Raw genomic sequence first — 23986 nt, forward strand, 5'->3', positions numbered from 1 at the left:
TTAAAGTTTGTTAAAAAAGTAAAGAAATACAGACGAAAAGTAACCCATTTTGATGTTTTAATCGTCTATATAAATGAAAACTTTTAGTTAGTGTTGATTTGATTCATTGTGGTTAGTGGTTAATTGTCGATAAGATAATTTGCAAATCAACATAGGATTTTTGCCCGGCATTGTAGCCCTTTACATGCCGGGTTTTCTTTTACCTCTTTCCAATGAATTTTACAATCAAGAATAGGGTGATAAATCCTAAAGGAATTAGTATCCATGAACTAATTCCATACGCAGCAGGCAATAAGCCAAAAATAATTGCTATAGATCCAACAGTTAAAGCGTAAGGTAGTTGAGTTCTAACGTGCTCAATATGATTACAAGAACTTGCTAAAGAGCTTAAAATAGTAGTATCTGATATTGGTGAGCAGTGGTCACCTAGAACGGAACCAGCTAATATCGCAGAAACTGTAATGTAAAAAATATTCATACTTTCAACATCCCCCATACCAGCCGAGTGGCAAAGAGCCCAGGAGGCAGGAAGAATCAAAGGATAAAGAATAGCCATCGTCCCCCATGATGAACCTGTTGAAAAAGCAATTAAGGCAGATAAAATAAAAGTAAATGTTGGCAAGAATTCAGGTGGAACTTCTGTTGCAATTAAGATTTTCGATATAAAATCTGCTGTATGCAAATCTTTGGTAATGTCAGCTAATGCCCATGCCAATATCAAAATAAGAATTGCCGTTAACATGGTTTTAAAGCCTTTTACCAAAGCATCAATTGTTTTCTTTAAACTTAGTATTCTTTGCCCAATGCTTAATGATGCAGCTATTAAAACGGCTGAAATTGATGACCAAAGCAGAGCTAAATAAGAATCAGATGCTCCAATGATATGTGATAGTTTTGTTCCAAATGAGATCGTAGAATCATCCCAAATATCCCCATTCCAGCCCGTATAAATCAGTCCTGCAAAAGTTCCGAATATTACTACCATTACTGGAATTCCAGCATTGTACCATCTTGTAGGAATTTCAGGCGATATCTCAATGTTTTCGATTTCATCGTTGGAATGCTCATTGATTTCTGAATATTTTGCTTCGGATTTAGCCCTTTGCTCAGCTTTAAACATTGGTCCGAAATCTTTCTTCATTATAACAATCATTAAAATGAAAAATAGAGTGAAGAAAGGGTAAAATCGTGTTGGCAGTGAATTTAAAAATATGCTGTATGGACTTTCATCAATATTGATTTGTACAGTTGCCGATTGAATGTAGCTCAATTCTATTCCAATCCATGTTGTAATCATTGCGATTGAAGCCACGGGGGCAGCGGTTGAATCTACAATGTAGGCTAATTTTTCTCTCGATACTTTTAATTTATCCGTTACTGGTCGCATGGTATTTCCAACTACCAAAGTATTGGCATAATCATCAAAAAATATTAGAACACCCAAAATCCAAGTTACAAATTGTCCGGATCGAGAACTGTTTGCAAAACGTGAAAGTTTATTCACAACACCTTGCATGCCACCATTTTGAGTAATCAGGTTTACCATAGCTCCAATTAGCATAGAAAAAACAATAATTGAGATATGGCCTGTATCAGATAACGATTGGATGATATAAGTATCTGAAATTGCAAAAATTGCTTTAAAACAGGCAGAAAAAAATGAAATATCCTGATATCCGAAAATAATGAGTGTCCCGGAAAATAGCCCTACAAAAAGAGCTGAAAAAACTTCTTTAAACACCAATGCCATTAATATGGCTATAAGTGGAGGCAATATCGACATCCATAAGGGAATGGCTTTGTATTTTACCTTCTGTTCTTGTTGTGAAATGCTTAATTGAACAACATCATTACCTTTAAATACAAATGGAATTTTTATCTGATCATGTTCCGGTTGAATCCAGAATTCGCTTTCATTTATTTTAATCAATACTGAATCTTTTTTCAGATGGCTTTCATTTTTTAAATGAAGAGTAATCTCTGAAGGAATATCAGCAATAATTATTTTTGGTAGCTCAATTGTAAAATCTTCGTGAATAGTTTTCTTTTCTTTATCAGAAGCAACACTTTCAAATGATAACAATAGCAGTAATAAAAGAATTGAGAGGGTAAAATTTTTAATCATTGTTGGTAATTTGGTTAGGCAGTGTTAAATATAATTATTTTACCTGCTTTGTGCTAATGAAATGGAAGTAAGTATTAGGATTTTCGTAAGAGCTTATTCTTTTTTTCTTAGGTAAAATTGGTTAATTTGTATTTGGAAACTTAAAATTAATAGTGTGGAAGGGACTTCGGATTTATTTAGAATGGAAAACAATAATATTAATCCTGAAAAAGGGAAGGTTTTAATTGCGGAACCTTTTTTAGAGGGGAGATATTTTAAACGCTCCATTGTACTCTTGGCTGAATTTAATGAGGAAGGCGCTGTTGGATTTGTTTTGAACAAACCAATTAATATATCGGTAGACGAAGTTTTAGTTAGTATAGCTCATTTTGATGGTGATGTTTTTGTAGGAGGACCAGTAGATACCAATAGGATTTATTACATACATACACTACCTCACCTAATTCCAAACAGCATACATATTTTTGATAATTTGTATTGGGGAGGAGATTTTAGTGTTTTAAAAGATTTAATTGAGCAGAAGAAAGTTCTTCCTCACCAGGTGAGATTTTTTGCAGGGTACTCGGGTTGGAGTGCAGGTCAGCTGAATGAGGAAATAAAGGAAAATTCATGGTTGGTTAGCCAAATTGATGTTAGAAGCATAATGAGCCTTAACAATGATAATTTGTGGGAACAATCATTACGCAAGCTTGGTGGCAGATACCGCATGTGGTCTAATTTTCCAGAAAATCCTAGTATGAATTAATATTTGAAAGCATTTTGATTTAATTCCTCAAGTAAGAGTTTTGCAGTTTTATTGAAATATCTGCGATCTCTAAAAGCCACTACCCATCTAATTCCGCTAATTGCATTACTTAAGAAAATCTCATCTGCTTCAAGCAAATCATTAACCGTAATCATACAATCATCGTAAACGGTCATGTTTAATTTTAGGGCGGTTTCAATTAACTGTTCTCTCATAATTCCACTTACGGCTCCACTTTCGATGGAAGGTGTCATCAGTATATCATTTTTTACAATGAACAAACTAGAGCTGATACTTTCAATAGGATTTCCTCTTTCGTTAAGAATTAAGCAGTCATCCAAATGCATTCTGTTTTTATAATTGCCAGCCATTATAAACAGAAGCGAGTTGCCAGTTTTGAATTGAGAAATGATATCCGATGATTTTCGGCAGTCCTTATAAATATCAATTTTAAGCCCTTTCTTATTGATGACATACTGGTCTTCCTCAAGACGAGATGTTTCAATCAGATAAGATACCGTATTATCAGTTGGAGTATATAATCCACCATCATTTCTAAATACGCTCAAACGGATTCTAGTACCTGCAAAAGACTTGTTTTTATTAATCAAATATGTGATATTGATTTTCAGTTTATCTCTGAAATTTTCGGGAACAATCATCCCTATGGTTTTCATTCCCATGATTAATCGATCCAAATGTTGATCGAAAAATTGAATTTCAGTTCCATTTGAATGAATGGTTTCAAAAAGAGAATCACCATAACGGAATGCACGGTTTTCAGCTCCAAAAACAGGGCTGTCTTTTGGAAATAATTCGCCGTTTAAATTGATATATTCATTATGACTCATACTATAATTCCCCTTTTATAATTTTATCGCAATAAGATTCGATATTTTCATTCGCTTCTACTTTTACTCCTTTTATTCCTGCAGCTTCCGCCGATTGTTTATCACGTAAGCTATCACCAATCATATAAGATTGATCCGGATCAATTTTATAATCCTGAATTGCTTTTTTAATAAAATAAGGGCTAGGCTTTCTGCACTCACAGGCTGCAACACTGTCGTGATGAGGACAAAAGTAAATTTGCTCAATTGTAATATTCTCTTTTTGCAGAATGCTTAAAAGATGATCATGAACTTTATTTACATCATTTTCGGTATAAATTCCTTTTGCTACTCCACCTTGATTGGTAACAATGAATAATTTGTAGCCAGCTTCAGTGAATTTTTTCAGTGATGGAATAATGCCATCGTTAATTACAAAGTCTTCAACACGATAAATGTAATAATGACCTACATCAGAATTGATTACTCCATCGCGGTCAAGAAAAATAGCTTTTTGCATGCTTTAAAAATTGAGAATCTGCTGCAAAAATAAGGAGAATAATTTGGGTTTAATGATTAATGGAAACAGAAATCCGAACAAAGCTCCATAGAAGTGCGCACTATGACCAATATTATCAATATTTTTCTTTCCCATATAGTAGGAATAATATAGATATCCAGCTGCGAAAATAATTCCTGGAATCGGAATAACGAAGAACAAATATATTGGCTGTAATGGTGCAAAAAATATGGTTGCAAAAACTACAGCAGATGTTGCTCCAGAAGCACCAACGGCATTGTAATGGTAGTGTTCCTTGTGTTTTTTTAAATCATATAATGTAGATAAAACTATAGCACCTAAATATAAAGCAATGAAATAAATTACACTTGCAGAACCAAAATTATAGCTAAAGTAATATTCTAGTGCATCACCAAAAAAATACAGCACAATCATATTAACCAACAAATGATCCCAATTAGCGTGTAAAAAACCGTATGTAATGATTCTATACCACTGGTTTCTTTTTGTAATTTGATATGCATTAAACTGATATTTGTATAGCAAATCGTTGTTCTGAAATGCAGCTAGTGAGATCAGTACTGTTATGGCAATTATTATGATGGTCATGTTGTATTTTTCTAAAATGCTTCCAACAGTTTAACTGTTAAAGCGGGTTTGCCAGGATCGTATCCTCCGGCTTTGTATTCAACTCTATTTTTTGTAATTCCTTTCGAAATTACATACTCTGCAGCTTGTGAAGCTCTTTCAAGGCTAACAATTTTATTATCTCTTTTGCCATTGTCAAAATTTGTGAAGCCAATTATTTGAATGGCAATATTCGGATTTACAATCAATAGGTTCGCTAAATTATCAAGCTCAAGTATGGTGTTTTTACCTAGTTCAGCTGAGTTTTGTTCATATTCAACACCAAAGAGTTGCATGTTTTCATTTTTATTGAATTTCTGCAATTCTATTTGCTCAAATTGATCCGATTGATAACGATAATTTGTAATTACTTTTGTGAAATATCCATCTTTTCGAATGATAACATCATACGATTTTGAAGGATCGATATCTTGTGTAAATTCCCCGTAATCATCTGTTTCGCATATACTATTGATTTTATAATTACGATTAATAATTTCTAAGTTGGCTTGTTCCAATGCACGACCAGAAAACTCATCAACCACACTTCCTTTAAACTTTACCCAGGGAGTTGTTTCCATGGATATATTTAGTTGTTTTGGTGTAGCTCCATTCTGAGCAAAATAAAGAATTCTTTTCGTTTTATAGCCTGTTTTACTAACTATTAAACTGTAGTTTTTATTGTTGAAAATGTCAATTTTAAACATTCCATTTTTACTACTTTGTGTCGATTTTTCTCTGGATAAATTATCCATTAGAACAATATTGACACCAGAAATGGACATCTTCGAATATCTATCAACTATTCTTCCGTGTATGGCTGTTATCTTCTCAGGATTTCGAGTAAATGAAAATATATCATCGTTTCCTCTTCGGTTCGATGAAAAATAACCACTTTCTTTTGATCCTTTAAAAATGAATCCAAAATCATCTTTTTCAGAATTGAAAGGAAGACCGAGGTTCACCGGGTAAGTCCAGCTATTCTGTTCAAATGTTGTTTTAAAAATATCCAAACCTCCAAAACCAATGTGTCCATCAGAGGCAAAATAAAGATAGTTGTCATCTGCAATGAAAGGAAACATTTCGTTGCCGGATGTATTAACTGTAGGCCCTAAATTAATTGGTTTACTCCATGAAAATCCAAGTTTTCGACAAACGTAAATATCAGTTCCACCATATCCACCTTTCATATTCGAAATGAAATACAAATACCTTCCATCCGAAGATATACTGGGATGGCCAATGGAATAGGCGCGACCTGAGAAAAGAAACAATTCTGGTTTATCCCAAGATTTTCCATTAAAACGGGATGAATAAATATTCAATTCCGATTTACCTTCGAGGTTTACATTGCCTTTGTTGCGAGTAAAAAATACAAAACGTTCGTTTGGAGTAAAGCAAGCGGGACCTTCGTGATATTTAGAATTAAACGTTTCGCTAAATGGAATTGGATCAACAAAACGATCTCCTATTTGTTCGGTATAGTACAAATCAAGATAATGTTCTCCCGTTCTGCCATCAATTTCTTTTGAGGTTTTGTTATGACGTCCCGAAACGAATACCAAACCATCTTTGTAAAGGGCTGATGCAAAATCTGACTGTGGAGAATTTATATCTATTGGTTTTACAATAAACTGCTGATTGTCTTCTAATTCATTAATTAAATTACAGGATAGAATTAAATTTTGAATCTTTTTATCTCGAGGATTAAGCTTAGCGTATTTTTCAAACCAAACTTTTGCTTCTATATAATTTCTACTTCTTTTTAAATGATGAGCATAGCTAAGAAAATCTTTTGAATTGGCTCTTGGATCAACTACCAATTTTTCTAATAGATAAAGAGCTTCAGTATCTTTATTTATTTCGACATAACATTCAGCCAATTTTCTTTTTACATCAATATCATTTGAATTTTCTAGGTATTTTTCAAAATAATTAATTGCATGGGCAAACTCACTATTCTTAAAATACCGATTGCCTTTTTCAACCAATTGTGATTGTCCAATTGATGGGATACTTCCTAAAGTGATTAGAAAAAAAACTAGTGTGATATTTAATCCAGCTTTACTGTTCATGTTACTTAGAAATATCTTGGTGATGTAATTTTGCTCTTTTTTAAAGATAAATTGTAATTTAATATTATTTCGTGATTTGTAAAGCCTTTTGAACGATATTTTCCAAAATATTTTTCATAAGAATATGAAAATCTTAGTTTCTGACTCAATTGATATCCAATGCTACCAGCCCAGGAATCATCCGTTCTGTATCCTAAACCCAAAGAAATACCAATTTCATGAACCACATCAAAATTTGCCAGGGCCGTTGTTGTGCCTGAATAAGAACCAACGACTAAAACAGATGGTTTAAATGCCAATTCAGGATTTAAAGGAAAGGTAGCACCTCCTCCCAAATAGCACACTGTATTTTTGAATTTAAATTTCATGTTATCCGAAAAACCTTCAGTATCGGGTTGATCGTTAGAAAGCAATCTTGGCGCAGAAAATCCAATATAATATTTTGGTGTGTAATAATAAAAGCCAATTCCAAAATTCGGGACCCATGTTGAAATATCCTGATCAGGAAAAGCAGGATCATCGGGAGATGGGAAATTAGGATCGTAGGTTGTTAATTCTGTCCATTTAATTTGCTTGTTTATAAATCCTGCCTGGATTCCCATTGACAATATTCCCTCAAGGCTAACTTGCAGATGGTAGGCATAATTTAAGAATACGGCATTATCTTTCTGAATTCCGAATCTATTGTTATATACAACAGCTCCTAATCCAAAATTGGTATAGTTTACAGGAGCCTGTATCGATAAAACGGCTGTTTCTGGTGATCCTTCTACATCTACCCATTGATTACGATAGGCAAGTACCGCTTCCATAAAGCGACTACTACCTGCATAAGCAGGATTGTAAAATAATCTGTTATAAGAAAAATTTGAAAACCGGATGTCTTCTTGTGCCCATGATTTAGATATGGGCAATAATAGGAGTCCAATTAAAATTGTAATTTTGTAAAGATGATTCATTATCAGTATTTAACTACAATATAACCACTTTTTACATATTCTTTATCTTTAATTATTAACTTAAAGAAGTAGGTTCCTTTAGGTAATTTATCTCCGGGTCCAAGTTTTACACCAGCATTGTTGTAACCACCATCCCATGCTTCCTGGTTGTTGTAGTTTTTCTTTTCGTAAACTTTGGTTCCCCAACGCGAGAATACAATAAACTCGTTTTCCGGATAATTTTCAATTCCCTTAATGTAAAATTTGTCGTTAATATTGTCGTTATTTGGTGAGAATGACGAAGGGATTAATAACTCAACCTGATTAGGATCAATAACATTGACCATAATAATAGCTTTACTGCAGCGCTTTGCCTGATCACATAATTCGTAATAAATGGTATCTGTGCCAAAACTCATCTCGTATGGATAATAAACCATTAAGGTATTATCTTCGATTAAATAAGCTTTTCCGAACTGGTCGGTCTGGCGAAGTATAGACTTTTCGATCTCTTCCTTAGATGTAAAACTGTCATTTTTTAGGAAGTCGATTTCAATATAAACCACCTCGCTAGCCGAACTTTGGTTTGTAATGGAAACCGTATCGTTTTTGGCAATGGGTGGTTCTCCAGTTTGTCCCATACACAATAAACTTGTGCAGAGAGAAAATCCAAGCAATAGCAGTCGAATGGGTAGATTTATTCTCATATTAGGGTGTTGCGTAAAATTAAATTTTAACGCTGTTGCTAATGGAGAATTTTAAAAATCAATTCTTTTAAAAGATCTCCTTGTTTCGTGCCTGTATCACCAAATCCTTTCGATCTTAAATCATATTCTCGCAACATCTCGATTATCGAAACCAATTTCTTTGGATTGTAATTTCTCGATGCAAGTTTATAATCTTTTACGAAATAAGGATTGATTCGCAAGCTCGAAGCAACAACTTTTTCGTTTGTTTTATTTTTTAAGAAATAATACTTTAAAACTTTGGAGAAATACGAGTGTAGTAAGGCAATGGTTACAACTAGAGGATGATTTTTTTCGTTGGTAGAGAAATAGTTTATGATTTGATTGGCCTTTAAGACATCTTTTTTACCTAATGCATTTTGAAGTTCGAAATTGTTGTAATCTTTTGATATTCCGATGTTTTTCTCGATATCGATCGGTGTGATTGTATCACTATTTGTAATATTTATGGTTAGCTTTTCTATGGCATTGGTAATTTTTCCTAAATCGTTACCTAGGAATTCAGCCAAAAGAAAGGCGGCCTTATTATCAACTTTATATTTTAAGTTTGCTGCATATTTTTTAATCCAATCTGGAATTTGATTGTCGTATATTTTTTTTGATTCAAAAAGAATACCATTTTGAGCTATATCTTTGGTGAAAGCTTTTCGCTTATCCAATGATTTGTATTTGTAATTAATAACCAAAATGGTTGATTGTAAGGGATTTTTTACATACGAAGATAATTGATCTATATTCTTGATATTTTGAGCTTCCCTAACAACTACAACTTGTTTTTCACTCATCATAGGAAATCGTCTGGCAGTTGTAACAATTGTACCTATGTCAGTATCTTTTCCGTAAAGAATAGTTTGATTAAAATCTCTTTCATGCTCAGGTAAAGCATTGTCTATAATATAGTCGGTAATCTTATCAATAAAGAAACTTTCTTCTCCCATTAAAAAGTATACAGGAGCAAATTCTTTTTTCTTAAGGCCTTTAAATATTTCTTCGTATGTCATTATTCAAACTTAAAATCTAAGGTGTTTAACAGATTTGCGATTGTGCATGATCTCTTTTAAAGCTTCAATTCCGATTTCCAAATGATCATTCACATAGCTATCGGTTACCAAAGCATCACTTTTATCTGTTTTAACACCTTCCGAAATCATTGGTTGATCTGATACCAAAAGCAATGCACCAACAGGAATCTCGTTATAGAAACCAACCGTAAAAATGGTAGCTGTTTCCATGTCGATTGCCATAGCACGCGTTTTACTTAGATATTTTTTGAAACGTTCGTCGTACTCCCATACACGTTTGTTTGTTGTAAATACAGTCCCCGTGTAATAATCTTTTTTTCGATCGGATATTACCTGAGAAACAGCCATCTGCAATGAAAATGCAGGCAGGGCTGGTACTTCAGGAGGAAGATAATCGTTTGACGTACCTTCACTTCGAATTGCTGCAATTGGCAGAATTAAATCGCCTAATTTGTTTTTTCTTTTTAAGCCACCACATTTTCCAAGGAAAAGCACACCTTTGGGTTTAATTGCACTTAGTAGATCCAAAACTGTTGCAGCATTCGGACTTCCCATTCCAAAATTTATAATGGTAACACCATCGGCCGATGCATTTGGCATTGCTTTGTCTTCGCCCAAAATTTCACAATTGTGCCATTCAGCAAAAAGTTCCACATAATGGTTGAAGTTTGTAAGCAAAATGTATGGAGTGAATTCTGAAAGTTCACGGCCTGTATATCTTGTAAGCCAGTTTTTTACAATTTCTTCTTTGGTCTTCATAAATGTGTAGCGGTTTTATAAGGAATAATCTTGTAACTTTAGCCGATCAACAGCTTTTTTATGGAAAACTTAAATTTACCAACTTATTCCTTTAAAATAAAATCTGATCTGCAAAGAAAACTAATTTTCGACAGTATTCGAAAGAAGTACGTAGTATTAACTCCGGAAGAATGGGTGAGGCAAAATTTTATTCGATATTTGGTTGAAGAAAAAGATTATCCAGCTTCATTAATTGCGGTTGAAAAAAAAGTTGATGTTAACCTACTGCCACAGCGTAGCGATATTGTTTTATACAACCGAAATGCTAATCCGGTTATGATAGTGGAATGCAAAGCCAGCAAAATAAAAATTACACAGGATGTTTTCAATCAGATTGCTCGTTACAATATGAAACTAAGAGTTCCATTTTTGGTTGTAACCAATGGGTTAAGACATTTTTGTTGTTATATGGATTACGAGAAGAAAAGCTTTAAATTTTTGGAAGACATACCCAATTATCAATCAATTAAAGACTTGTAGCATTGATTTTTTGAAGTAAATACTCATCTAACCAGCCATTGTGCGTTTTTATCCAATCCTTTTTTAAGCCTGCTATTTTGAATCCTTGGTTTTGAAATAGTTTTAAGCTGGCCTCATTTTTTGATGTGATGTTACAGTATAATTGGTGAACTTGCAAAACTGAAAATGCATAATTGCATAAGGTTTCCAAAGCTTCGGTTGCATAACCTTTTTGTTGATGTTCTCTGTTGTTAATAGAGATTCCAATTCCGGCATGTTGATGAAACGGGTCAAAATCAAATAGATCTATTAGTCCAACCGGTTCCTGATCTTCTTTTCTTTCAATAACCAAACGCAACTGCTTGCTCTCGAAAATATCAAGATGACTTGTTTCCAGGTATTGTTTTAAAACAAATAAAGAGAATGGTTTAAGCGTATGACTAACTTCCCAAATTGAGGAATCATTTTCCCAACTGTAAAGCAATTTTAAATCGGTTGGTTCCAGTGCTCGTAAGCGAATGTTATTATTCTCTAGAATTTGCATTTTATAGTGCTTTATGAACTAGTTAAACAAGTCGTACATTAATGTTTGTTATACCATTTAATTTCTCTGGTAAAGGCGTCAAGATATCCTTTTTTGATTACAGAAGAAAGACGATTTTTAGCTTTCGCCTGCGATGAGAATTTTTGAAAAGTATATCTGGACAAACCATCTTTACCATTAAACAAACGCATGTTATCGGTTCCTAAATTATCGAAATAATTTAAAGGGCGTGCATTTTTCAAGGCCATTACCTGTATGGTATAATAATTCTCAGTTTCTAATGAATTGTTGGCAGGCAAGCGTTCACCACGTAAAGATTTTCTAACAAAAGCATCCCAATAGCCATTCTTTAATACTGTACCCAAATTAAGAATTGCATCTGGTTTTGAATTGTAAGAGCCATAGGTATATCGATACAATCCCGTTTTATCAACAAACACACTTACATCACCTAAATCTTTAAAATAGCTTAAAGGCTTAGGATAACGCAGAGCCATTACTTGAATGGTATAAGTGTTGGTACCAGTGTATTGTACACCAGAATATAGTAATTCATCGTTAATAACGGTCCTAATAAAGGCATCCCAATAACCCATTCTTATTAGTCGATTCATAACCTTAACCGCTTTATCGTATGATTTAAATTTACGGTAAGTAAATCGTGTTAAACCATCTTCACCAACATATACTTTTACATTGTCCAGGTTATCGAAAAATTCAGCTTCGATAGGGATTTTAAGTGCCATAATCTGAATGGTGTAATAGATTTCACCTCTCTTTTCCTCTTTGGCTACTTTATCGTTTGTTAAAATTTTAATTGTTGGTGATTTGAATCCTTTTTTGGCAATTACCTTTTGTGCTTTACTGGCCTCTTTGTAATCTTTGAATTTACCGTAGGTGTAATGATATTTATTGTCAGGACCTTTGGTTTCAATCACTCCATCCAACTCTTCGAATAGTTCAGGACGTGGAGAGTTAAAGTTTCCTAAATCCAAAGTAAATGCAAGAGCTCCCGAGTCGATTGCCTTAATATCAGACTTTTTAGAATCAATTGTAGATTCTTTTTGTATTGGCTTTTCTTTCTTGATTATCGGTTTATCCTTAATTTCTTTTTGAATTGCTTGATCAACTTTTGCAAGTTCTGTTACCTTATCCGGAACAGTTACTTTAGCAGTAGTACTTACATTTGGCAATACTTTAGGTGTTACAACACCTTTAGAAGGTATCGCAATATTCGAATCCGTTTTTGTTTTGGTAACAGGATTGTCTTTTCTAACTGTGTTGCTTTCCTTTAGTTTTCCTGTATCATTGATTTGATTTATTCCATTATTATTTTTTGATTTTTGAGTACTGATAATGCTATCTTTTTTAAGCTCTTCTTTTGTTTCAACAACAGGATCAACCTTAGCAATACTAACTTGTTTAACTTCAGGAGTAGCGAATTGTTTATTATCAGGAATTGAATCTTTACTACTTTCCAAAGCGCCAACTTGATTAATCTTACTCTCTTCAAAATCTATTAAATCAATAGTTTGTGGATAATCTGCTTCATCCTTAGTTCTTAGAGTTAATGGTAAAAGAGTAATAACACTATGATTCTCTTTGTTGGCATATTCGAGAGGAATATTCAGAACCGTTCTTAAAGTTCTGTACCCTTCAGCCATAATTTCAATATCGTATTTTTTACCAGCATCTATAATGAATAAAAATTTTCCAGTAGCGGTGTTTGGAGTGTAAATACCAATGGTTTTTCCATTTTTACTTACTGTGATTTTAGCACCCCCAACAGGTTTGCCATTGGTGTTTACAATCTTTCCTTTCAGCACAAAAAGACCAGCTTGATCAGCATCTGGTGTCTTGATCAAGAAAATGTCAGTTCTCCCCAAACTACCAGTACGGTAGGAAGCAAAGTAAGCTCTTTTCCCATCAGGAGTAGGAGTGTAGTAAATATCATCATCAGTTGAGTTGATTGGATATCCAACATTTACAGGAGTAGTCCAACGTCCTTTGATGTTGATACTCTTAAAAATATCCAGACCTCCCATTGTTTTGTGACCAGCTGAACTGAAATATAAAGTTTTTCCATCAGGATGGATAAAAGGAGCGTCGTCGTTGTATTCTGTATTGATAGCGGGACCCAAGTTTTTGGCTTTTCCCCACTTGCCATTTGGAAGCTTGGTTACCGTGTAAATATCCATTCCTCCATATCCTCCAGGTCTATCACTAGAGAAAAATATGGTTCGTCCATCTGCGGAAATAGAGATATGACTTTCCTTGCTTTTAGAGTTAATGTTTGGTCCTAACTTTTTGGCTTCCGACCATTCATTTCCTTTTAATCTACTCACATAGATATCTCCACCTTCCGATTCTTTTCGACTCAAGTATCCTGCTTTATAAATATACAGCTCTTGACCATCAGCCGAAATAGAAATCGACGCATCGTGGTCTATGGTGTTAAGCTTTGGAATTCCAATAGGTTCACTCCATATTCCATTTTCTTTATGCGAGATGTATATATCCTCAAAGTACTGACCATCGATATCAAGTTTACTACCGGTACCATTTCTTCTAGAGGTGAAAATCATAGTACTTTCATCAGCAGTAACACCAGGACTGTGTTCGGCAAATTCGGTATTGATTTTATTCCCTAAGTTGATGATGGATATATTTACTGGTTTTTTTACCAACTCTAAACCATTTTTACACATCTTAATTTCGCGCTGTATTTCGTTGCGAAACTCTGTGTTTTGTGGCGAAATAATTTGCAGTAAGTCATTATAGACTTTTAATCCTTCCCTGAATTGATAATTGGTGTGGTAGGCTTTTGCCAGATTATAATACACATCAATAGCAACATTATTTTTTGAATTGGTGTATTGAATAGATTTTTCGATTAAATCAACCGATTTCGACTTTTCCGAAACAATATTTAGATAGCACAATCCAAGTTTAAAGTTCAAATCGGCATTGCGCGAAGCTTGATCTAATAATTCTTTGTATATGCTGGCAGCTTTAGAATAATTTCCATTTGCAAGGAATTTTTCGGCAACTTGATACTTTCTTCGATCTTTAATTTTTTGCTTTTTAGGGCTGGCATTAAGAGAGTACGGACTACAAATCCCCATGTAAATAGAGAAAATGACCATTAAAATTGTCTTTGCTGTAGAAGACAATTGCAGTTTTAGCTTTGGGCCTGTAGTGGGTTTTATATGTTTTAAACTAATTAACAATAACTAAATATAACTTTTATAAGTTAATAACGCCAGAGAATCTGATAAAAAAGATGTAATTGTTAATAAAAACTTCCTTTCTATCAGGTTGATTCGCCTTTCTGATAAATGTAATTATATAATTCTGCAATAAATAGACAAAATAAATAAAAATGTAACATTATTTAAGCATATCTATTTATAAAACACAAAAAAAGCCGAAGAATAAAATTCAACGGCTCAAATTTATGCTAAAAAGGCAACTATATATTTCTATCGGTGTCGAAATTCTCAAGGTATTCAGCCACTCGTTTAAGGAACATTCCACCAAGAGCTCCATCAACAACTCTGTGATCGTAAGACAGAGAAAGAACCATAATGTTTCTGATTCCAATGGTATCGCCCTGAGGGGTTTCAATAACGGCTGGCTTCTTTTTAATGGCACCAACTGCTAGAATTGCCACTTCTGGCTGATTGATGATTGGAGTACCAGTTGTACTGCCAAATGCGCCCAGGTTTGTAATGGTGAAAGTGCTTCCTTGAATTTCATCTGGTTGCAATTTGTTTGCTCTGGCGCGATCAGCCAAACTATTAACTTGTTTGGTAATTCCAACAAGGTTTTTCTCATCAGCTGATTTTATGACTGGAACAATTAAATTCCCGCTAGGCAAAGCTGTTGCCATTCCGATGTTAATGAATTTTTTACGGATAATCTTGTCACCATCAACAGAAACATTAACCATTGGATAATCTTTCAATGCTTTTGTAACGGCTTCCACAAAAATAGGAGTGAAGGTTAATTTTTGACCTTCTTTTTGCAGGAATTCGTTCTTTACTTTATTTCTCCATTGCACCAGACCTGTAACATCAACATCAATGAATGAAGTTACGTGAGGCGAAACCTGTTTCGATTGAACCATGTACTGTGCGATAAGTTTACGCATTCTGTCCATCTCAATGATTTCAACATTATCTCCATTGTAAGATTGATGTGAAACCGGAGCAGGCGCAGGCGTAGCACTAACCGGAGCAACTATTGGTTCTGCAATTACAGGATGTGATTTTTTATTTTCGATGAATTGAAGAATATCTTTTTTGGTAATACGCTTGTTTTCACCTGAACCTTGAATTTGATTTAGTTCTTGTAAGCTAATGTTTTCTTCCTGTGCAATTTTACGAACCAAAGGAGAGATAAACGAACCATTCTCAGTCTTACTTGCTAGTTTAGGTTCAGCTTCAACAGTAGTTTCTTCTTTTGGTAATTCAAATACTATTTCTTTTTCCACCTTTACAGGTTCAGAGCTTTTAAGTTCTTCATCACCTAACTCTTCGCCATCAGGAACTATAATGGCTACCACATCGCCTACTTGGGCAATATCACCTTCTGCGAATAAGAATTTTGCAATTTTTCCCGATTGAGGAGCTGGAATTTCCGAGTCAACTTTGTCGGTAGCGATTTCAATAATCGACTCTTCTTCTTCAACAAGGTCTCCTTCTTTTTTTAGAAATTGTGTAATGGTTGCTTCTGTGATTCCTTCCCCCATTGCTGGAATCAATATTTCAATTTTAGCCATGTGTGATTGTTTTTTTGATACCCATTAAGTTAGGCAATCCCGATGAATATTTAAATAGAAATCGGGCATAGTGTTTAATTGATTGTGTTTATTTAGTCTAAATACTATGCGAATTTAATAAAATTGAAGAAAAAGACAAACGTATCCGAAGATACAATTTATCGATAAGGAGATAGATAGAAGCTAAAGTCTCAAGTTACAAACTCAAAGTATAAAGTATAGAATATAAAGAGGGGCAGATGTTTGTGATCAATGCACATCCTCCCGAATTTTGTAACTGCTAACCATTTACAAATTTTGATTAAAAGGAGTACGGTGTAGAATCGATCTTCCCAGGGTAATTTCATCGGTATATTCCAGTTCATCGCCAATGGATACCCCTCGCGCAATAGTTGTGATGTTTACATCAAATTGATTTAGTTTTTTGTATAGGTAGAAGTTGGTAGTATCGCCTTCCATGGTTGTGCTTAAGGCAAGAATTACCTCTTTCATTTTGCCTTCATTGGCTTTTGCAATTAAAGGATCAATTTGCAAATCGCTGGGACCGATTCCATCCATAGGAGATATGATTCCACCCAAAACATGATAAATTCCATTGTATTGCTGAGTGCGTTCTATCGACATTACATCGCGAATGCTTTCAACCACACAAATAATTTCATGGTCGCGCTTTGGATTCGAACAGATATCACACACATCTGTATCAGAAATGTTATAGCAAGATTTACAGTGCTTGATTTCATCGCGAAGTTGAGTAATTGAAGAACCAAAACGATGCACATCTTCCTTGGGCTGATTTAGCAAATGCAAAACCAGGCGTAATGCAGTTTTTCTTCCAATACCTGGAAGTTTAGAAAATTCGGCAACTGCATTTTCCAATAGTTTCGATGGGAAATTGGTATAGCTCATTTTGTCTTCAATTCTTAAGTTTAGCTCAAAAGTAATAAAAAACCTGTCAGGTTTCTGAAAGCTGATAGCTTTGATTATTTTTGATCTTCATTCTTAAAAAGATCAACTGTGACACCAATTACGATACTATCTGTTGTTGTTGGGTATTTTGCCCTTCTTTTATTGATATCTTATTTTACTGGTCGAAAGGCCGATAATAAAGGTTTTTTTGTAGGAAACAAACAATCGCCGTGGTATGTGGTAGCCTTTGGTATGGTTGGAGCATCCTTATCGGGAGTTACTTTTATATCGGTGCCGGGTTGGGTAAAATCCATCGACTTTACCTATATGCAAATGGTGTTGGGGTATATGTTGGGATACATTGTTGTGGCCAATATTCTTTTGCCACTATATTACAAATTGAATCTGACTTCAATCTACACTTATCTGGATGGCCGATTTGGTAAGGCTTCCTATAAAACAGGAGCCTCTTTTTTCTTGTTATCGAGAACCATTGGTGCATCCTTCCGCTTGTTTTTAATGGCCAATGTTTTGCAGATAACGGTATTCGATGCCTGGGGTGTTCCTTTTGCAGTTACCGTAGTAATTACCATTCTATTGATTTGGCTGTACACATTTAAGGGAGGAATTAAAACCATTGTGTGGACCGATACCTTGCAAACCTTATTTATGCTGCTTGCGGTTGGAGTGAGTATTTTCTTGATCATGGATAAACTGAACCTGAATATTTCGGGATTAACTAACATGATTAGCGAAAGCGAATATTCGCAAGTATTTGTATTTGATGATTGGCATAGCAAACAAAATTTCTTCAAGCAGTTTTTTACCGGAGCTTTTATTACGATTGTAATGACAGGTTTGGATCAGGATATGATGCAGAAAAATTTAAGTTGTAAAAATCTGAGCGAAGCCAAAAAGAACATGTATTGGTATGGATTTGCTTTTATTCCTGCCAATTTGTTGTTTCTTATTTTGGGTGCCTTGCTTTTGATTTTTGCTCAACACGAAGGAATTGCAATTCCCGAACGAGGCGATGATTTGTTCCCACTGTTGGCAACACAACATCTTGGTCCGGTGGTTAGCCTTTTCTTTTTAGTAGGATTAATGGCTGCAGCCTATTCGAGTGCCGACTCGGCTTTAACTTCACTTACCACTTCATTCACGGTTGATATTTTAGATGCAGATGAGAGTGATGAGGCGAAAACAAGAAAACTTCGACGCCAGTCGCATATCCTGTTTTCTGCATTGTTGCTATTGGTAATCATGATATTTAGGGCAATAAACGACGATTCGGTAATTGCTGCCATTTTTACTGTTGCTGGTTATACTTACGGTCCGCTTTTGGGGCTTTATGCCTTTGGTTTGTTTACCAAGCTGCAAGTAAAAGACAAATTGGTTCCGTTAATCGCCATTCTTTCTCCTGTTATTTGCTATATCCTTAAAGACAATTCGGTAGATTGGTTTGGAATTACCATTGGATTTGAATTGTTGATGATTAATGGAGCATTGACATTTATAGGTTTATGGTTGATTCGCAGGAAGCAATAATTTTAGTTTTACCACAAAGGAAAACGAAGGATATCACGAAGTAGCACAAAGGTGTTTTGATGTTAATTTCGTGGTATAGTAAAGACAGCATTAATGCTGTCTCTAACATGTATTGGATATGGTTTGTGATCTGAATTGCCCTGAGTTTTAACTCAGGGCAATTCAATGAAGTTTTCTTATCTTAGATAGCAACTCTAAAACCTCACACATGAAAAAGCTTATCTTTTTGGCTTTTGTTTTAATGGCCTTTAGCAATGGAAATCCTACCTATCGACTATTTAAAGAGAATGGCAAACCCATTCGATATCAGAAAATGATAAAACAAATTGCTGATGCGGATATCGTGTTGTTTGGAGAGTTGCATAATAATCCCATTTCGCATTGGTTGGAATTGCAAGTGACCAAAGATCTGTATCAACGAAAAGGAGAAAAACTGGTGTTGGGAGCCGAGATGTTCGAGGCCGATAACCAGGAATATGTGAGCAAGTATGTAAAAGGGGAGATGGATGAGGAGAGTTTTATGGATACCACACGCCTGTGGAAAAATTACAAAACCGATTACAAACCATTGCTTGATTTTGCCAAAAACAAGCATTTGCATTTTGTAGCCAGCAACATTCCACGCCGATATGCATCTGTGGTTTTTAGAGGTGGTTTTGAAGCCCTGGAGCAACTAAACGATCAGGAAAAAAGCTGGATTGCTCCACTGCCTGTGAAATACGATGCCGAATTACCAGGCTATAAAGCCATGAAAAAAATGGGCATGCACATGAGCGCTGAAAAACTGGACAATTTTCCCAAGGCCCAAGCCATAAAAGATGCTACCATGGCACATTTTATATTGGAGAACTGGAGCAAAGGACAGCAGTTTATCCATTACAATGGAGCATATCATTCAAACAACTACGAGGGCATTATCTGGTATTTAAAACAAGCCAATCCCGATTTAAAAATTGTTAGCATTTACACTACAACAGCCGAAGAGATCCGCAAAATGAATCCAAAATTAAAAGAGAAAAATACTTATTGTATAGTTGTTCGTGAGGATATGACAAAAACATATTGAGCAGATTAAGAATAGAGGTTGTGTGTAATGTTCATATAATCAGATGGTATGCGAGGGTGTAAAGTGTGCATTCGTTGAATGTATTTATATCGAAAAATCAGTAATATTACATTTTAATTAAAGGTATGTGTCTGTAAGTATGAATTTTATACCTGAAATATGTCCCAGAAACGAAAAATTATTATTATATTAATAATTCGATAAAAATTAGCTACCGATCCATACCCTTCTAATGTTAGTGACTCAACACGCTTGTGTTGATAATCTTTGTGGAAACAATATCTATAATAACAGACACTATACTTAAGGACATGTTTGTAAAAGCTGATAAAAAGCAACTAAGAATACTAGATCCTAATTTAATTGATGCATATAAAAGGTTAGAGGAGAGTGAAGAGAGATTTCAACTCGCAATGAAGGTCTCTAATGATGGTTTGTTTGACTGGAATCTTAAAACCAATTCGATTTATTACTCTCCGGGATGGAAAAGAATGTTGGGATATGAAGACTGTGAGCTTCCCAATGATTTTTCTGTTTGGGAAAAATTAATTGAACCTGAAGCAGTAAAGAGAGTCTATAAGTTGCAAAAAAAGTTGATAAACAAAGAGACTGATCGCTTTGTTACAGAGTTTAAAATGAAGCACAAAGATGGATATTGGGTAGATATTCTTTCGCGAGCCGAGGCCGTTTTTGATAAGCATGGAGTGGCGATTAGAATTGTAGGAACGCATGTTGACGTAACGGAGCAAAATAAAGTTAAAGCGAAATTAATCGACAGCAAGAATTATTTATCTGCAGTGTTTAATCATACTCAGGATATTCAAATTTTATCTGAATATGTAAGTCACAGGAGGTTTAAAATCGTAGCGGTAAACAAATCCTTCCTAACAAAATTAAAACAATTTGGAATTGATTTGTCGGAACAAGATTTTCTAGGTAAGGATTTAAAAAAATTGGTACTCGATATCCTTTGTCTTGATGAAAAGATTTGCAATTACATACTGAACAACTATCAGAAAGTAATTGAGACCGACAAAAAAATATCACATACCGAAAAGATTATTCTTAACAATTCCCCATACTATTCGGAAACAATATACATTCCCATTCACAATTCGGAAGATGGAACAAAACTGGTTCTGTACAATTCCAGTGATATCACAAAAGAAAAAGTATCATTAAAAAAGTTGAGATGTAGTGAGGAGCGTTTTGCCTTGGCAGTAAAAGGATCTCATGATGCCATTTGGGATTGGAGTGATTTGGATAGCGATTTGTATTGGTGGTCCGATAGATTTTATGAGATATTGGGATATCAACCTGGTGAAGTTGAGGCTAGAATTTCAAACTGGATAAAGTGGATGCATCCCGAAGATTCGGGGAAGGTGTTGGAAGCACTTGCCAATCACTTCGAAAAGAATGATGCTTACGAGGTAGAATTTCGGATGAAGAAAAAGAATGGGGAGTATGTTTGGTTGTTTGCCCGAGGGGAATCGGTGCGAGATGAAGATGGTAAGCCAGTGCGTATGGCAGGATCGGTTTCTGATATCACCGATAGGAAACGTACAGAAGATGAATTAATAAAAGCTAAAAACCAGGCCGAAGAGAGTGATCGGTTAAAATCAGCCTTTTTGGCCAACATGAGTCATGAAATACGAACACCGATGAACGGTATTTTAGGCTTTGCAGAATTGCTTAAAACTCCTAAAATAAAAAGTGTAAAGAAAGAAAAATACATCGATATTATCGGAAAAAGTGGTAAGCGAATGCTAAATATCATTAATGATATTATCGATATTTCTAAAATAGAATCGGGGTCGATGGAATTGAAATTGAGTGATTCGAATGTAAATGAACAAGTGGAATACATCTATACTTTTTATAAACGCGAAGTGGAAGAGAAGGGCTTAATGCTGCAGTTTCATAATGGATTGCCTTGGGACGAGGCCTTGGTTACAACCGATCGCGAAAAGCTATTTGCCATTTTAACAAACTTGGTTAAGAATGCAATTAAATGTACCAAAAAGGGCATTATTGAATTTGGGTATCTGAAGAAGAACAATGATCTGGAATTTTTTGTAAGAGACACGGGGCATGGGGTTCCAAAGCATCGAATGGGGGCAATTTTCGATCGTTTTGTTCAAGCCGAAAATATTGAGGAAATCGATAGACAAGGAGTTGGTTTGGGATTATCTATCACCAAATCGTATATAGATATGCTGGGAGGTAAAATATGGCTGGAAAGCGAAGAGGATTTTGGTTCTACCTTTTATTTTACCATTCCATATCAAATATTATCGGAAGAAGAAAAGTTGAAAAAAACAGGTAAGAATGGTGAAGATTATAATGAACTGTTGGAATTGGAATTGAATGTTATAATCGCCGAAGATGATGCCGTTTCGAGTGCCTTACTTGCACATTTTATGGAAAAATACAGTAGCGAAATCAGAAAAGTAAACACGGGAGTAGAAGTGGTTGAAGTTTGCAAAAATGTTTCAGACATTGATTTGATATTAATGGATATGAGAATGCCCAAACTTAACGGCTACGAGGCTACCAGAAACATCAGAAAGTTTAATAAAGATGTGGTGATTATTGCTCAAACCGCTTATGGCTTATCAGGCGATAGGGAGAAAGCCATCGATTCGGGATGCAACGATTACCTTGCCAAACCCATTGGTAAAAACGCATTGGTTTCATTATTGCATAAGTATTTTGGGAATGGGCGAAGCAAGAAAAGCTGATTGTATGACTACTGCCGCTTTGCGATAGCCTGTGGATATACTGAAAATACTAATTTCTGCACAAAAAAAAAAGGAGCAAACCCGAAGGTTTGCTCATGTGTGTTAATTGTTATTTAACCACTACTATTGGGGTATTGTAGCTTCTTCAATATCTTTTTGGTTGCGTGTTTTTCGGGCACGCACCTTACTATTCGTTTCTTCAATACGTTCACAAATTATTTTAAAACTGGCAGCATACTTTTCAGGAAGTGCTGCGGCTGCACTTTCCAGATGAGGAATAAGTTTTTCGTTTATAATTTCGCGAACTTTATTTTTCTGGATTGATGGAGCGATGTAATCAAGTTTGCTGGCCTTGTTTTCACTTAACTTTTTGAAAGCATCGGTAAGTGCATTGGTTGATGTCTCAAACTTTACAACTCTATCGGATACACTCAGCAGCTTGTCAACTTTAGGTTTAAATGTTTCGTTGTTTAGATTTTGCAGCAAAGCTTTACTCATAGAAATTTGCATTTCGTAGTTCAGCTTGTTCAATTGCAGGTTGTGCGATTTAATTAACTCATAAACCTTTTCGGCACATTTGGCAATTTCTTCATCGGGCATGTACATGTTGGCTTTAACAAATTGCTTTAAACACATAAAATCATCATCAGCAATTTTGTCTTCCTTACGCACGTTTTCAGCAAGAATGTCGCCATGCACATGGGCAATAGACTGACTTAACAATTCATTTTCCTGCTTCAACTCATTCAGAATCATACTAAGGATAAAGTCTGCAGACCAATCGCCTTTTTCCAATTCCGAACTTGCGACACTTGCAATGGTATTAATCTCTTTGCTGTCGCAATAATAAAAAACACTTTCTGCCATTTCTTTTGTTTTTTGGGTTAAAGAAACAAACATCAAATTTGGTTAGTAAGCTTGTTTCCGAAAACATAAGTTATATATCATTTTTTTTAGTCGAAAACGAAGGTATAAAATAAAAACTGAACAATAACAAAAAGTTAGTGCTTAATTTATGATTTGTATTAAAATGGAATTTGGCAAACTTGACAGGTGTTTCTGTGAAAAATATTCATTAACTTAGTAGGTTCTATATTATTTGTAAGGTTAAGTACATGATAAGGTATTGCAAAAAGCCAACGATACTGGGTTAAGCCCGATTGTTAAGATCTATCTATTGCAAAACTGCAAATAAAATACTTCAATACTTCTTTTTATTGAAAAACACGCATTGCAAATGATGCAACAACTGCTTTGCTACAAATACAGCCATTGAAACACATGAAAAAGGCATATTTGTACAAAAATGGCCTTTGCATGACTTGAAAAGCCCTTGTTGATGACAAAAACAAGGATTTCAATCGAATAAACTGCCATATTCGCGCAAAAATGGCCATTTATTTACTTTCAAAGCTTCTATTTGTACAAATAGTTGCATTGCAAAAGAAGAAACGCTCGTATTTGTACAAAAACGGCAATTTCTTCACTTTCTACGCTCGTTTTTGTACCA

19 protein-coding genes are annotated in these 23986 nt (G+C 34.8%); 5 read left to right on the plus strand and 14 right to left on the minus strand.

What is annotated here, in order from left to right:
• Window positions 1-199 precede the first annotated feature (199 nt).
• Window positions 200-2125 carry a Na+/H+ antiporter NhaC family protein gene (locus M0051_RS02545; protein WP_306739969.1) on the minus strand — a complete coding sequence of 642 codons (1926 nt, stop codon included), beginning with the start codon at window positions 2123-2125 and terminating at the stop codon, window positions 200-202.
• A gap of 181 nt (window positions 2126-2306) precedes the next feature.
• Here M0051_RS02545 and M0051_RS02550 point away from each other — a divergent pair, with 181 nt between their 5' ends.
• Complete coding sequence (locus tag M0051_RS02550; protein WP_306739970.1) at window positions 2307-2870, plus strand: YqgE/AlgH family protein; 564 nt, start codon at window positions 2307-2309, stop codon at window positions 2868-2870.
• Here the strand turns inward: M0051_RS02550 and M0051_RS02555 are convergent.
• The 8 genes from M0051_RS02555 to M0051_RS02590 all read right to left on the minus strand — a co-directional run bounded on the left by M0051_RS02555 (window position 2867) and on the right by M0051_RS02590 (window position 10387).
• Window positions 2867-3721: an aminotransferase class IV gene (locus tag M0051_RS02555; RefSeq protein ID WP_306739971.1), complete on the minus strand. Its 855-nt coding sequence runs from the start codon at window positions 3719-3721 to the stop codon at window positions 2867-2869. The two genes, M0051_RS02550 and M0051_RS02555, sit on opposite strands and share 4 nt — an antisense overlap.
• A gap of 1 nt (window position 3722) precedes the next feature.
• Entirely contained in the window at window positions 3723-4220 is a 498-nt protein-coding gene (locus tag M0051_RS02560; protein WP_306739972.1) for an HAD family hydrolase, read from the minus strand.
• Between the two features lie 3 nt (window positions 4221-4223).
• Window positions 4224-4829 (minus strand): rhomboid family intramembrane serine protease, encoded by a 606-nt coding sequence (locus tag M0051_RS02565; RefSeq protein WP_306739973.1) that lies wholly within the window; start codon window positions 4827-4829, stop codon window positions 4224-4226.
• A gap of 11 nt (window positions 4830-4840) precedes the next feature.
• A complete protein-coding gene (locus M0051_RS02570) occupies window positions 4841-6922 on the minus strand; it encodes a carboxypeptidase regulatory-like domain-containing protein (RefSeq protein WP_306739974.1) in 2082 nt (693 codons plus the stop codon).
• Between the two features lie 5 nt (window positions 6923-6927).
• The gene (locus M0051_RS02575; RefSeq protein WP_306739975.1) at window positions 6928-7881 is read right to left on the minus strand and encodes a type IX secretion system membrane protein PorP/SprF; all 954 of its coding nucleotides are present in this window, start codon (window positions 7879-7881) and stop codon (window positions 6928-6930) included.
• Window positions 7882-7883: 2 nt separating this feature from the next.
• Window positions 7884-8501, minus strand: a complete 618-nt coding sequence (locus M0051_RS02580; protein WP_306739976.1) for a gliding motility-associated C-terminal domain-containing protein — start codon at window positions 8499-8501, stop codon at window positions 7884-7886.
• A gap of 104 nt (window positions 8502-8605) precedes the next feature.
• Window positions 8606-9607 (minus strand): DNA polymerase III subunit delta, encoded by a 1002-nt coding sequence (gene holA / locus M0051_RS02585; RefSeq protein WP_306739977.1) that lies wholly within the window; start codon window positions 9605-9607, stop codon window positions 8606-8608.
• 9 nt (window positions 9608-9616) lie between these two features.
• A complete protein-coding gene (locus M0051_RS02590) occupies window positions 9617-10387 on the minus strand; it encodes an AMP nucleosidase (RefSeq protein ID WP_306739978.1) in 771 nt (256 codons plus the stop codon).
• A 60-nt stretch (window positions 10388-10447) separates the two neighbouring features.
• Between M0051_RS02590 and M0051_RS02595 the strand changes: the two genes are divergently transcribed.
• A complete protein-coding gene (locus M0051_RS02595; protein WP_306739979.1) occupies window positions 10448-10906 on the plus strand; it encodes a type I restriction enzyme HsdR N-terminal domain-containing protein in 459 nt (152 codons plus the stop codon).
• Here the strand turns inward: M0051_RS02595 and M0051_RS02600 are convergent.
• The 4 genes from M0051_RS02600 to recR form a co-directional block, all read right to left on the minus strand.
• Window positions 10893-11429, minus strand: coding sequence for a GNAT family N-acetyltransferase (locus M0051_RS02600; RefSeq protein WP_306739980.1), 537 nt, complete (start codon window positions 11427-11429; stop codon window positions 10893-10895). The genes M0051_RS02595 and M0051_RS02600 overlap by 14 nt on opposite strands.
• 38 nt (window positions 11430-11467) lie before the next feature.
• Window positions 11468-14575 carry a hypothetical protein gene (locus tag M0051_RS02605; protein ID WP_306739981.1) on the minus strand — a complete coding sequence of 1036 codons (3108 nt, stop codon included), beginning with the start codon at window positions 14573-14575 and terminating at the stop codon, window positions 11468-11470.
• 326 nt (window positions 14576-14901) lie between these two features.
• The gene (locus M0051_RS02610) at window positions 14902-16212 is read right to left on the minus strand and encodes a dihydrolipoamide acetyltransferase family protein (RefSeq protein WP_306739982.1); all 1311 of its coding nucleotides are present in this window, start codon (window positions 16210-16212) and stop codon (window positions 14902-14904) included.
• Between the two features lie 288 nt (window positions 16213-16500).
• Window positions 16501-17121, minus strand: a complete 621-nt coding sequence (recR, locus tag M0051_RS02615; RefSeq protein ID WP_306739983.1) for a recombination mediator RecR — start codon at window positions 17119-17121, stop codon at window positions 16501-16503.
• Window positions 17122-17229: 108 nt separating this feature from the next.
• On the opposite strand from recR, the gene M0051_RS02620 reads away from it, so the two are divergent.
• The 3 genes from M0051_RS02620 to M0051_RS02630 all read left to right on the plus strand — a co-directional run bounded on the left by M0051_RS02620 (window position 17230) and on the right by M0051_RS02630 (window position 22476).
• Window positions 17230-18669 carry a sodium:solute symporter gene (locus M0051_RS02620; protein ID WP_306739984.1) on the plus strand — a complete coding sequence of 480 codons (1440 nt, stop codon included), beginning with the start codon at window positions 17230-17232 and terminating at the stop codon, window positions 18667-18669.
• A gap of 208 nt (window positions 18670-18877) precedes the next feature.
• On the plus strand, window positions 18878-19735 hold the full coding sequence (locus M0051_RS02625) for a ChaN family lipoprotein (protein ID WP_306739985.1): 858 nt from the start codon (window positions 18878-18880) through the stop codon (window positions 19733-19735).
• Window positions 19736-20046: 311 nt separating this feature from the next.
• Window positions 20047-22476 carry a PAS domain-containing hybrid sensor histidine kinase/response regulator gene (locus M0051_RS02630; protein WP_306739986.1) on the plus strand — a complete coding sequence of 810 codons (2430 nt, stop codon included), beginning with the start codon at window positions 20047-20049 and terminating at the stop codon, window positions 22474-22476.
• Window positions 22477-22599: 123 nt separating this feature from the next.
• Here M0051_RS02630 and M0051_RS02635 read toward each other — a convergent pair whose 3' ends face one another.
• Window positions 22600-23343 (minus strand): DUF6261 family protein, encoded by a 744-nt coding sequence (locus M0051_RS02635; RefSeq protein WP_306739987.1) that lies wholly within the window; start codon window positions 23341-23343, stop codon window positions 22600-22602.
• Window positions 23344-23986: the final 643 nt, after the last annotated feature.

The organism is Marinifilum sp. D714, assembly GCF_030851345.1.
Lineage (GTDB): Bacteria > Bacteroidota > Bacteroidia > Bacteroidales > Marinifilaceae > Marinifilum.